We start from the raw sequence: 12,563 nt of genomic DNA on the forward strand, positions 1-12,563 counted from the left end.
ATTTTTGACACCGAAACAAAACATTTCAATTATGAATATCTTAATTCTTGGGTCTGGAGGTCGCGAACATACATTTGCTTATAAAATTTCGCAGAGCAAACGCTGCGATAAACTTTTTGTAGCACCTGGAAATGCAGGAACAGCCTCTATTGCAACTAACATTCCGTTAAACATAACCGATTTTAAAGCGGTAAACAAATGCGTTGTTGACAATAATATTGAAATGGTAATTGTGGGTCCAGAAGATCCTTTAGTGCAGGGTATAGCCAATTATTTTGCCGATACGCCAGAATTAAAAAAAGTTATGCTCATCGGACCTTCAAAAAGAGGTGCTTTGCTCGAAGGCAGTAAAGAGCGCGCAAAGGAGTTTATGATGCAGCACAACATTCCCACGGCTGCATACGAGAGCTTTACGGCCAAATCTTTGGAAGCTGGAAAATTATTTCTGGAAAAACTGAACCCTCCTTATGTGTTAAAAGCAGATGGATTGGCGGCAGGAAAGGGTGTTTTAATCTTAAACAATTTAAATGAAGCCAAACAAGAACTTGAAAATATGCTCACCCATAGTAAATTTGGCGAAGCGAGTTCCAAAGTGGTTATCGAAGAGTTTTTAGACGGAATAGAACTCAGTGTTTTTGTATTAACAGATGGTAAAAACTACAAAATTCTTCCCACGGCCAAAGACTACAAACGTATTGGCGAGGGCGATACGGGCTTGAATACGGGCGGAATGGGCGCTATTTCCCCGGTACCCTTCGCAGACGAAATGCTTATGGAAAAAATTGAAAATAGAATTGTAAAACCTACGGTTAACGGGCTTGCAAAAGAAAATATTGATTATAAAGGTTTTGTTTTTATTGGGTTGATTAAAGTGAAGAACGAGCCATATGTTATAGAATACAATGTACGGATGGGCGATCCCGAGACCGAAGTTGTGCTACCGCGCATAAAAACGGATTTGGTAGATTTATTTGAAGCTACCTACCATAAAAAATTAAACGATAGCACTATTGAAATTGACGAAAGAGCCGCAACCACTATCATGCTCGTCTCTGGTGGATATCCTGAAAATTATGAAAAAAACAAAATAATTAAAGGATTAGAAAATATTGAAGGCTCTATTGTTTTTCATGCGGGAACCAAAGCTGAAAATGATAAAATACTTACCAATGGTGGACGAGTATTGGCCGTAACTTCGCTGGATAGTGATTTTAGAAAGGCATTAAAAAAATCCTACCAAAACATAAAAAATATATCTTTTGATAGGATGCAATATCGTACTGATATAGGTTTCGACCTATAAAAATTATGGATTTTCGTCGAAGGTGTAAGTTACTTCGGTATTTTCATTAAAATCTTTCAATTTGCGTAGCCAATAAATAAAGGCTGCCGCACCAATAAGTAAAAATATCCAAGAAACTATATTTGCCAACCACCAACTATCGAGCTCTAACTTCATTAAAGCGTCGTAGGGTATAAATAGAAAATCTTCAAAAAGGGAAGCTATTCCTTCCCAAAAACCTTTCCAAGTCATATCTTTAATCTTTAAGAGACAAAAATATAAAATAACACCCTATGCTAACAAGCTTTTTTGGAAAATCTAACCCAATAAACTATTTAATTCTCGGTGTTTTTATAATTGCTGGGTATTTGTATGCCGAAATTTCGGCGAATGCTATAGCTTTTTCCATTTCAGAGGTTTTTTTTCATTTACTCTTTATGCTCATTAGTGGGCTGGCCATGTTGCTTTTGGACTTTATAATCCGGAAAAATCAATTAACTAAAAACAATACGTACGCTATTCTTTTCTTTACTTGTTTTATGCTAATGCTACCTGTAATTTTTCTTCAGCATAAAATAATATTTGCCAATGCCTTTTTACTGCTAGCCCTGCGAAGAATTATGAGCTTGCGGAGCGATCGGAATTCGTCTAAAAAAATATTGGACGCCAGTCTGTGGATAACCATAGCGGCTCTGTTCTATTTTTGGAGCCTGTTGTTTTTTATTCCTCTTTGGATTGCGATCGTTCAAAAACCTAATAGCAATTACAAGCAATTATTGATCCCTTTTACAGGTTTTCTGGCCGTAGTACTTTTGAACACGGCCTATCAATTGTTGTTTAATAATTCAATTGGATGGCTCTATACTTGGAAAGAAGAAATACGTTTTAATTTTTCAGCTTATAATTCAGTTTCAATATTAATTCCGGTCACTATTATTTCAGCATTTTATATTTGGACTGGCTTTTATCGCGTTTTAAAGATTCCGGCATTGCCATTAAAAGAAAAACCAAATTTTATCCTACTGTTATATGTTAGTCTTACCACACTTTTCGTAGCGCTGGGCGCGCCCGATAAAACGGGTGCCGAGGTACTTTTTGTTCTAGCTCCGGTTTCAATTATATGCGCTAATTATATTGAAAGTTCATTTAAGGACAGGAATCGAAGAAACGACGCCTCGGAGTTTTGGTTTAAGGAAATTATGTTGTGGATGGTTGTAATCTTGCCCGTTATATTTTTGTTTTTATGAAATTAATTCTTTCAAATATTGAAAAAGAACTTAAAAAAAGACAGGCTTTTTCCTATAAATGGTTTCAAAGGCAAAACGATGTTTGGGACAGTTACACAAACTTTATATACCGAACAGACAATTGGAACGCTCTAATTCGGAAAATTGCTGATGTGGCCGACACCCAGAAGTTAAACAAACAGCATATTTTTCAATATGCCGCCAATCGCTGGTACAACTTTTGGAGCGCTCGAGCGGTAGAGCAAATTTTTAATGAAATAGAAGGTGTAGAATCGGTGGCGGATTGCAAAGATTCAGAAAAGGATTTTTACCTCTTCGGAATTCCTTTTGATCATAAAACATCGGTCTTCCCAAAACAATTTGGCAAAACTTTTAACTATGCCAAAACGCATAAACACGAACTTATTTCGTGGCTCTATAAAAATCAAAGCACCCAAAAAAGACATCATTTTAAAAACCGACTTTTTATTGTTGTTTATAATGAAACCGGGGAGCACTGGAAATTAAAAGCTGAAATTTCACTGCTTAAAAATGCCATTCAAAAATATGTTGATTCTTTCCGGCCGGAGCAACTTCATTCCTTTACTTTTGTAGGCGAACAGAAAACTTTTAGCGATATTATCTGGGTTTCTCAATGAACTACATAGGCTCCAAACACAAACTCTCCAGTTTCATATTTGAAACAGTTACCGAAACCTGCGGAAATGACCTTCATAATAAAACATTCTGCGACCTATTCGCGGGTACGGGTATCGTAGGCCGAAATTTTAAACCCCACGTAAAACAAATTATCGCAAACGATGTGGAGTATTACAGTTTTGTGTTAAACCGAAATTATATCGGCAATCATATAGTTTTCAATTACGAAGGATTTATAAATGAATTGAATCTTCTAAAAGGCGAAAAAGGCTTCATTTTCCAAAATTATTCCGAAGGTGGAAAAGCCGGCAGAAACTACTTCACAACAGAAAATGGGCAAAAAATTGACGCTGTTCGTATTGAAATTGAGAAATGGAAAGAATCTTCAAAAATTACTGAAGATCAATATTTCTTTTTGCTCGCTTCATTATTAGAAAGTGCCGATAAAGTGGCGAATACGGCTTCGGTTTACGGGGCGTATTTAAAACACATTAAAAAATCGGCAGCAAAAACGATGATAATTCAACCTGCAATGACAAAAAAGGATCTGTTTTCCAAAGTATTGCCCTTTCAAAAAAACCAAATTTTCCAAAAGGATGCCAACCAACTTATCAAGGAAATTAAAGGCGATATTCTATATTTAGACCCGCCGTACAACGCGCGTCAATACGGCGCCAACTATCATTTGCTAAATACTATCGCAAAATATGATACCTTTGTGCCAAAGGGGAAAACTGGCTTGCGCGATTACTACAAAAGTGATTGGTGCAAAACAGGCGAAGTGCTAAAAAGTTTTGAAGAATTGATTGAGAACGCACAATTTCAATATATTTTCCTGAGTTACAATAACGAAGGATTAATGAGTCAAAAAGAAGTGCAAGCGGTTATGGAACGGTTCGGAAAATATACTTTGAAAACCAAAAAATACCAACGTTTTAAAGCCGATAAAACCGAAAACCGAAACCACAAGGCCACAGCAACTTTTGAATATTTGCATATTTTAGAAAAATCATAATCCAAATGTCAGGTTGAGTGCAGTCGCAACCTACTTAAGATTTCAAAATAAAAATAAAACTATGTTTTCAGACAAAGCCAATAAAATTTTTGCAGAAGTTATCGAAAAATATCACGAAATAAATACCGTGGATCAACCATTTAATAATCCGTACGATAAAGACAACCAGTTAATTGAACATTTACTCTACAGAAAGTGTTGGATAGATACCGTACAGTGGCATTATGAAGATATTATCCGCGATCCAAATATTGACCCAGTAGGGGCCTTAAAATTAAAACGCCAAATTGATGCCTCCAATCAAGATCGTACAGATATGGTGGAGTATATTGACAGCTACTTTCTTGAAAAATTCAAGGATGTTAAGGTGAAGGAGAACGCAACGATTAATACCGAGAGCCCTGCTTGGGGAATTGATAGACTTTCAATTTTAGCCCTAAAAGTTTATCATATGAATGAAGAAGCAACGCGTACAGATGCTTCACAAGAGCATTTAATGGCCTGCAAAGCCAAACTAAATATACTGCTAGAACAGCGTGTAGATTTAAGTACTGCAATTAACCAATTGTTGGATGATATTGCCCACGGCAGAAAGTATATGAAAGTCTATAAGCAAATGAAAATGTATAATGACGATGAGCTAAACCCAGTGCTTCGCGGAAAAAAATAGTATTATTTTAAACCTCACAGGTTTTCAAAACCTGTGAGGTTTTTCAAATCCCAAATGGCTAAACCCACCCACATACTGGTAATCCGCCTCTCTGCAATGGGCGATGTGGCTATGACGGTTCCCGTAATTGGCATTTTGGCGCAAACCTATCCCGATGTAAAGATAACGGTGGTTTCCCGTCCGTTTTTTAAACCTTTTTTTAAAGATATTCCGAATCTTAATTTTTTAGAAGCCGATGTTTATGGTGAACATAAACGTCTCGGATTGCTAAAACTGGCTAAAGAAGCTCAGGAGTTTGGCGTTGATTCTGTGGCAGATCTTCACAATGTAATTCGTTCAAAAATAATAACGAAATATTTAAAATTGAAAGGGCTTAAAACTGCAACAATCAAAAAGGGAAGAGCAGAAAAAAAAGCATTAATTTCTGCCAAAGGGAAAAATATTTCGCAATTAAAAACTACCCATCAGCGCTATGCTGATGTTTTTGGGAATCTTGGTTTTCCAATCGATTTAAAAAACTTTTGTGCACCCGATAGAAAGCCATTAATTCCCAAATTGAATGGGCTTATAGGTGTGGAGCCGAAAAAATTGATTGGTATTGCGCCCTTTGCGGCTTATGATAGTAAAATGTATCCTTTGAATTTAATGGCAGAAGTACTTCGCGAATTAGACAAAAAGGACATGTACCGAATTTTTCTATTTGGCGGAGGAAAAAGGGAAGTAAAGCAACTTCAGCAGCTTGAAAATCCATTTACAAATGTTACCAATGTAGCCGGAAAAATCACCTTTGAAGAAGAACTCACCTTAATTTCAAATTTAGATTTAATGCTTTCCATGGACAGCGGCAATGGGCATTTAGCGGCAATGTACGGGGTGCCGGTGGTAACACTTTGGGGCGTAACACATCCGTATGCGGGCTTTGTGCCTTTTAATCAGCCAGCTCAAAATCAATTGCTTGCTAACCGTGAAAAATTTCCGTTGATTCCTACTTCAATCTATGGCAATAAATTTCCGAAGGAATATAAAAATGCTATGCAGACTATTTCACCAAAAACAATAGTAGAAAAGATTTTTGATTTGCTTAAATAAATTGCATTTAACTTCTGGATTCCAAAAAACTTAAAAATCCTTGTAATTCGCTTTCAACCATTGTAAAATCTTACCATTTGGGAGGATAGCGGTTTACACATCGTCGTAATCTACCACGATTTTTGGCGTAGTGGGATGGGCTTGGCAAGTAAGTATTAATCCGTCTGCGATTTCAGATTCGGTGAGAATTTGGTTTTTTCGCATTTCGGCCTTTCCTTCTTTTAATCGAGCTATACACGTACTGCAAATACCACCTTGACAGGAATACGGAGGATCTAATCCTTCGTCTAATGCGGCTTCAAGTATAGATTTTGTTTGTGGCATATCAAAAATCTCTTCTTCATCATCAAGAATTACGGTAATGCTCGAATTGCCGTCATGCTTTTCAACCAGCAATCCTTTTTCGGCAGTTGAAAAAAGTTCGTGATGAATTTGTTTTGAGTTAATGCCGTTATGCTTTAATGTGGCGGAAACTTCATCTATCATCTCTTCGGGCCCACATAAGTAAAATGCTTCAAAAGTAGTCTGATTGTATTTATTTTTCAGAAAAAAGTTAACGATAGCCCGGTCAATTCTACCAAATTTAGCATTTTCTTCTTCTTTTCTACTAAAAACAAATTCGGTTGAAAAACGTTTTGGAAATTGTTTCTGAAGATCCAAAATCTCGTTGTAGAACATGGCCTCTTCAATATTTTGATTGCCGTAAATTAAAAGAAAATTGCTCTGGGGCATTTCTTCCAATGTGCTTTTTATTAATGAAAGTACTGGGGTAATTCCGCTTCCGGCAGCAAAAGCTACATAATTTTTTAAATTAGGCTCCAGAATAAATTTTCCTGTTGGTGGCATTACCTGTAAAGTGTCACCAGCTTTTAATTTTGAATTAGCATACGCAGAAAAAGCACCCTTTTCTACCTTTTTCACCCCAACTTTTAAAATGCCACTTTTTGGTGAAGAGCAGATAGAGTAGGCGCGCCTAAGCTCTTTTCCGTCTTTGTTGTATTTTATTGTAATATATTGACCGGCCTTAAAAGCAAAGGTGTCTTTTAGTTTTTCGGGAATAGTAAAGGCAATAGAAACGGAATTTGGGGTTTCTTTTTTTACTTCGGAAACAGTAAGCGTATGAGAGTCGCTCATAATCGTATATTTTTTCTGCAAAAGTACAAAGGAAATCAAGGAAACAAAGCTTCAGCCGCTTTAATATGTAGCATTTTTTTCGGTGTTTCCTTAAGTAGATATTAAAAAGAAATGTATTTTTACCGCTCTATAGCGATTCTACATACTAAAATAGAACCTTTTAAGTTACAATAACATATAAACTGAATACATTTTGAAAAGAGCCGGCACACATTTTTTTACACAACCAAAATAATGTTTAGCGGCAAATTCAATCATTCAATTATAGCATATAAAATATAGATGAAAGGCACATATAAACTTACCTTATTTATTCTCGCTGTTATTTTTTTAGCGGCGTGTTCTCGTAAAAAAAATACCTTTTTAAGCCGAAATATTCAAGCGGTTACTACGGAATACAATACCCTGTATAATGGCGAAATGGCTTTTGAAGACGCTAAAGACCAATTGGCATATGGATTTCGCGATAATTTTTGGGAGATACTTCCTGTAGAACGTATAGATGTTGTAGAAGCTGAGGTAAAAGTCAAGGCGCCTGGCGCCAATAAACAGAACAGCGGAGGTTTTAACCGAGCTGAGGAGAAAGCTACTAAAGCAATTCAAAAACATTCCATGTACATAGACGGCAAGGAGTATAACCCGCAGATAGACGAGGCTTATATGTTACTAGGGAAGGCCCGTTACTACGATGGTCGTTTTATTCCTGCATTAGATGCTTTCAATTTTATTTTAGATCGTTATCCCACCAGCAATAATATAAACGTGGCTAAGGTTTGGAAGGCTAAAACCAACATTCGTTTAAAAAATGAAGAATTTGCCATAGAGAACCTCAAAAAAATGTTTGAGCAGGCTGAACTTACTGAAGAAGAAACTGCAGAAGGCGCAGCAATGATGGCGCAGGCCTTTATAAATTTAGATTCGTTACAGCCCGCGCTAGACTACATTAAAATTGCGACAGATAATGTAAAAGACAATGAGCTAAAAGGCAGATACACTTTTATAAAAGGACAGTTATACAATCGTTTGGGTGCAAAAGACAGCGCTAATATAGCTTTTGAAGAAGTTATAGAGATGAATAGAAAAACTTCAAGAATCTATATGATTAACGCCTATTTGGAAAGAGGTAAAAATTTCGATTATGAAAAAGGAGATCGCACCGCATTTTTAGAGCTTTTGCAAGACCTTGAAAAAAACCGCGAAAACCGTCCGTTTTTAGATAAAATCTACAATCAGTTCGGAGATTATTATTACAATAGCGACAGTATTGCAACGGCAGTAAAATATTACAATAAATCTATTAAGGCTTTTAAGCAGGACAGAATTCTTCAATCTGTAAATTACCAAACCCTGGCCCTAATAAATTTTGATGCGGCAGAATATAAAAATGCCGGTGCTTATTACGATAGTACGCTCACATTTCTGGAGGAAAACAGCCGCCAGTGGCGCCGTGTAAAAAAGAAGCGCGAAAATTTGGACGATGTAATAAAATACGAAGAAATTGCCACTGCAAACGACAGTATTCTAAGGTTAACAAAAATGAGCGAGGCAGAACAGCTTGCGTTTTTTACTGAATATACAACTAGACTAAAGGAACAAGCTATCAAAGATTCCTTGGAAGCCATAAAAATTGAAGAAAAAATAGCCAATAAGGAATTCTACGAAAAAGGAAAAACCACGGCAGGTCCGAACAAAGGAAGCACCTTCTATTTTTACAATACTTCTACCGTAGCATACGGAAAAGGAGAATTTAGAAAAATATGGGGCAATCGCAATTTAGAGGATAATTGGAGGCTATCGAGTAAAAGAAGCTCTTTAATTACGCAGGATGAGGAGATAGTTGCCGAAACGCCAATTGCCGAGAACGAACTTTACCAGCCTCAGTCTTATATTGCTAAAATTCCCACAGAGCAAAAAGTAATTGATAGTTTGGCAAAAGATAGAAACTTTGCGTATTACCAATTAGGCTTGATTTACAAAGAAAAATTTAAAGAATACAATCTTGCCGCAAACAGACTTGAAAAATTACTTTCTTACAATCCTGAAGAGCGTTTGGTGGTTCCGGCAAAATATAATCTGGTGAAGATTTACGAAATTTTGGAGAACCCTTCCGCAGCAGATAAATACAAAAATGATGTATTGACCAATCACGCCGATACACGCTATGCAGAAATACTCCGCAATCCAAATTCGCAATTACCTACGGACGAATCCAGTCCTGAATTTAAGTACAAACAGTTGTATAAAGAATTTGAAGCATCTAAATATGCCGATGTAATTAACAAAGCAGATAATTATATTATAGTGTATAACGGCAATGATATCGTACCTAAATTTGAACTATTGAAAGCAACCGCCATAGGCCGTCAACAAGGATTTGAGGCATATAAAAAAGCATTGAATTTTGTTTCGCTAAACTACCCTAATAGCGAAGAAGGAAAGCAAGCGCAGCTAATTTACAGCAATACATTGCCTCTTTTAGCAGAAAAGGATTTTGTAACTGAAGAGGAATCCGATAGTTGGAAGCTTGTTTACAAATTTAGCAATGAAGAAGCCGAGGCCGCACAACAACTAAAAGATAAACTTGAAAAGGCCATAAAAGATTACCACTATACAAATATGGTAACCTCAATTGATTATTACACCCCGCAGACAAATTTTGTAATTGTGCACGGACTAAATACAAAACTGGGTGCCAAGGGCTTTGGCGACATTCTAAAAGAAAAGAAAGAATATAAAGTAAAACATAAATTCTTTGAAATTTCTACACCGAATTATAAAATCATTCAAATCCATAAAAACTTGGACGAATATTTACAAGGTGAAGAGGCCGAGTAATATTTTTAAAGCAATCAGAACAACAGTATAGAAATTATATAAATACAACCTATTATGTTTTCCGACAAAAAAGAAAAACGAATAAATGCCGAACCTGGTTCGGCCCAAAATAGAATCAATGAAGGAACCAAGTTAAAAGGCGATGTTTCCTCATCTGGGTTTTTTAGAATTGATGGCTCAATTGATGGTAACGTTAATACACCGTCTAAGGTAGTCTTGGGAAAGGCAGGGGTTATAATAGGAACCCTTACTTGCGAAAATGCAGATATTGAAGGTAAATTTGAAGGAACATTGCAGGTTTCGGGAACACTTACTTTAAGAGCTTCGGCAGTAATTGAAGGCGATGTAACAGTGGGTAAATTATCTGTTGAACCTGGCGCTACATTAAATGCATCCTGTGTAATGCAGGGGGGTAAAGCTAAAACTGTAACAGCTATTAATCAGTCAAATTCAAATTCAGAGAATTCTAAAGCGAATCTTTTTGACCGTCAATCTCAGATCAAAAAAGTAGCAGATTCTTAAGAATGAACATAATCTATTTTGCGCATGTCGGACAATAATAATAATCTCCGAAAATGGGCTGTGTTTTCTGGCATTGCAATACAGATGGGTGTAACAATTGGTATCGGGGTATTTGCTGGCAGAAAATTAGACGAAATTTATCCAAATAAATACGCTGCCTATACCATTATCTTTTCTCTTTTAGGCGTTTTTATTTCGCTGTATGCTGTAATTAAACAGCTTCAAAATATGAATAAAAAAGATTGAAACATTTTGAAAGTCAATAAATTTTACTTCATTCCTACGCTTTTGGTGTTAGTAACACTGCCGCTGTACTTCCTTCATAGATTAATAGTAGATAGTATTTCTGATAGCTTTGTTTTCTACTATTCAATTTGGAGCGTATATACCTTTCATTTCGTAGTAACTTTAGTAATACTTTCGGTGCTTTACCTTGTTAGTAAAATTGTTCCTAATTATATAGGCTTTGCCTTTTTAGGATTTATTTTATTGAAGATGATTGCCGCCATTGTGTTTTTAATTCCGCTCATAAAAATGGAGCAAGTTTCAAAAATTCCAGATTTTGTATCCTTTTTCAGCCCTTATTTTCTTTATTTATTTCTTGAAATAGTGCTCACATTAAGGCTTTTACGTCAATCTGCTCCGTAAGTAAACTCGATTATTTTCATAAAAATAAAACAATCGTACTTCCCCCCTTTTTTTTGTCGTTAAAAGTTGTACTTTTGCACAAATTTTAACGAGCACAATATTTTATAGTTATTAACATATGAGGCTTACTCAAACACTTATCGGTAGCTTAGCATTAATTATTTTTTTATTGATGCCTTTTTTAGGAACCGCTTCGGGTCCTAACCCAGAAGAGGGTGATGGGAAATTTGATCCCAAGGAATTGATAAATAGTCACGTATGGGATTCGCATGAATTTCATATTGCCGACTGGTCTGGGCACCCTATCACGTTGGCGCTACCCGTAATTCTTTGGACAGAAAATGGTCTTACCGTTTTTCCTTCTTCAGAATTTCATCACGATAATTCCGGGACTACGGTGGTTGAGGCTAATGGGCAGGAGTTCGTTAAATATCGGGAGCATATTTTTTATGCAGACCGTTTTGACAAAGAGAAGTTTGAAGCAGCTAGCACAATGGGCCGTCCCTTTCTTTATGAAGACAGACCGTTAGATTTTTCTATAACCAAAACCGTATTTTCTATGCTTTTGGTGTCGCTACTTTTAGTACTTATATTCGGTTTTGCAGCGCGCTCTTACAAGAAAAATAAAAAGGCGCCAAAAGGTATTTCTGGACTTTTAGAACCTGTTATTCTTTTTGTTCGCGACGAAATTGCATTGCCAAATATCGGGAACAAATACCAAAAATACATGCCGTTATTATTAACCATCTTTTTCTTTATATGGTTAAATAATTTAATAGGTCTAATTCCTTTTTTCCCTTTTAGTGGAAACGTAACTGGAAACATTATTTTCACCTTAGTAATGGCGGTAATTGTATTTATCGTTACTATTTTTAGTGGAAATAAATATTACTGGAAACACATCCTTACGCCAGATGTGCCAAAAGCATTATACCCAATTATGATTCCGATTGAAATAATTGGAATGTTTACAAAACCCTTTGCACTTATGGTTCGTTTATTCGCGAACATTACTGCTGGGCATATTATAATTTTAAGCCTTGTTGGCTTGATTTTTATTTTCGAAACTGCCGCCATTTCGCCGGTGTCTATAGCATTTGTACTATTTATGAGCGTGCTGGAACTTTTAGTTGCCGCATTACAAGCTTATGTGTTTACATTGTTAGCAGCGCTGTTTATTGGTCAGGCAGTAGAGGAGCATCATTAATTTTGTTTAATTATTTTTAAAAAGTTTCAATTATGACAGGAACATTAGCAGCAGTAGGAGCCGGATTAGCCGTAATAGGTGCCGGAATTGGTATTGGTAGAATTGGTGGTTCAGCAATGGACGCAATCGCTAGACAACCAGAAGCTACAGCAAAAATTCAAACCGCAATGATTATTGCAGCAGCTCTTGTAGAGGGTGTTGCACTTTTCGCAGTGGTTGTGGCATTAATTGCCTAATTTTTAAAACACAACATTTCGTGGCGGTTGGCCACGAGA

At 36.3% G+C, this 12,563-nt stretch carries 14 protein-coding genes; 12 read left to right on the forward strand and 2 right to left on the reverse strand.

Annotated elements, in window-relative coordinates; all coding sequences use genetic code 11:
- The first annotated feature begins 31 nt into the window (after positions 1-31).
- A complete protein-coding gene (gene purD, locus QCQ61_RS05105) occupies positions 32-1,303 on the forward strand; it encodes a phosphoribosylamine--glycine ligase (RefSeq protein ID WP_279449698.1) in 1,272 nt (423 codons plus the stop codon).
- Positions 1,304-1,306: 3 nt separating this feature from the next.
- Here purD and QCQ61_RS05110 read toward each other — a convergent pair whose 3' ends face one another.
- Positions 1,307-1,534 (reverse strand): DUF6341 family protein, encoded by a 228-nt coding sequence (locus QCQ61_RS05110; RefSeq protein WP_279449699.1) that lies wholly within the window; start codon positions 1,532-1,534, stop codon positions 1,307-1,309.
- Between the two features lie 41 nt (positions 1,535-1,575).
- Between QCQ61_RS05110 and QCQ61_RS05115 the strand changes: the two genes are divergently transcribed.
- The 5 genes from QCQ61_RS05115 (at position 1,576) to QCQ61_RS05135 (ending at position 5,942) form a co-directional block, all read left to right on the forward strand.
- The gene (locus QCQ61_RS05115; RefSeq protein WP_279449700.1) at positions 1,576-2,529 is read left to right on the forward strand and encodes a DUF6427 family protein; all 954 of its coding nucleotides are present in this window, start codon (positions 1,576-1,578) and stop codon (positions 2,527-2,529) included.
- Positions 2,526-3,167 carry a hypothetical protein gene (locus QCQ61_RS05120; protein ID WP_279449701.1) on the forward strand — a complete coding sequence of 214 codons (642 nt, stop codon included), beginning with the start codon at positions 2,526-2,528 and terminating at the stop codon, positions 3,165-3,167. Before QCQ61_RS05115 ends, QCQ61_RS05120 begins: the two co-directional genes overlap by 4 nt.
- On the forward strand, positions 3,164-4,183 hold the full coding sequence (locus QCQ61_RS05125) for a DNA adenine methylase (RefSeq protein ID WP_279449702.1): 1,020 nt from the start codon (positions 3,164-3,166) through the stop codon (positions 4,181-4,183). The genes QCQ61_RS05120 and QCQ61_RS05125 overlap by 4 nt, the downstream gene beginning before the upstream one ends.
- Before the next feature lie 61 nt (positions 4,184-4,244).
- On the forward strand, positions 4,245-4,853 hold the full coding sequence (locus QCQ61_RS05130) for a DUF4254 domain-containing protein (RefSeq protein ID WP_279449703.1): 609 nt from the start codon (positions 4,245-4,247) through the stop codon (positions 4,851-4,853).
- Between the two features lie 54 nt (positions 4,854-4,907).
- A complete protein-coding gene (locus tag QCQ61_RS05135; RefSeq protein WP_279449704.1) occupies positions 4,908-5,942 on the forward strand; it encodes a glycosyltransferase family 9 protein in 1,035 nt (344 codons plus the stop codon).
- 93 nt (positions 5,943-6,035) lie between these two features.
- On the opposite strand, the gene QCQ61_RS05140 is transcribed toward QCQ61_RS05135, so the two are convergent.
- The gene (locus tag QCQ61_RS05140) at positions 6,036-7,076 is read right to left on the reverse strand and encodes a 2Fe-2S iron-sulfur cluster-binding protein (protein ID WP_279449705.1); all 1,041 of its coding nucleotides are present in this window, start codon (positions 7,074-7,076) and stop codon (positions 6,036-6,038) included.
- Between the two features lie 282 nt (positions 7,077-7,358).
- Between QCQ61_RS05140 and porW the strand changes: the two genes are divergently transcribed.
- The 6 genes from porW (at position 7,359) to atpE (ending at position 12,524) form a co-directional block, all read left to right on the forward strand.
- Positions 7,359-9,911: a type IX secretion system periplasmic lipoprotein PorW/SprE gene (porW, locus tag QCQ61_RS05145; RefSeq protein WP_279449706.1), complete on the forward strand. Its 2,553-nt coding sequence runs from the start codon at positions 7,359-7,361 to the stop codon at positions 9,909-9,911.
- A gap of 54 nt (positions 9,912-9,965) precedes the next feature.
- Complete coding sequence (locus QCQ61_RS05150) at positions 9,966-10,433, forward strand: bactofilin family protein (RefSeq protein ID WP_279449707.1); 468 nt, start codon at positions 9,966-9,968, stop codon at positions 10,431-10,433.
- Positions 10,434-10,457: 24 nt separating this feature from the next.
- Entirely contained in the window at positions 10,458-10,679 is a 222-nt protein-coding gene (locus tag QCQ61_RS05155) for an AtpZ/AtpI family protein (protein WP_279449708.1), read from the forward strand.
- Between the two features lie 6 nt (positions 10,680-10,685).
- Positions 10,686-11,081: a hypothetical protein gene (locus tag QCQ61_RS05160; protein WP_279449709.1), complete on the forward strand. Its 396-nt coding sequence runs from the start codon at positions 10,686-10,688 to the stop codon at positions 11,079-11,081.
- Between the two features lie 118 nt (positions 11,082-11,199).
- On the forward strand, positions 11,200-12,288 hold the full coding sequence (gene atpB / locus QCQ61_RS05165) for a F0F1 ATP synthase subunit A (protein ID WP_279449710.1): 1,089 nt from the start codon (positions 11,200-11,202) through the stop codon (positions 12,286-12,288).
- A gap of 32 nt (positions 12,289-12,320) precedes the next feature.
- Entirely contained in the window at positions 12,321-12,524 is a 204-nt protein-coding gene (gene atpE / locus QCQ61_RS05170) for an ATP synthase F0 subunit C (RefSeq protein ID WP_237601234.1), read from the forward strand.
- Positions 12,525-12,563: the final 39 nt, after the last annotated feature.

It is taken from the genome of Aequorivita marisscotiae (assembly GCF_029814825.1).
Classification (GTDB): domain Bacteria; phylum Bacteroidota; class Bacteroidia; order Flavobacteriales; family Flavobacteriaceae; genus Aequorivita; species Aequorivita marisscotiae.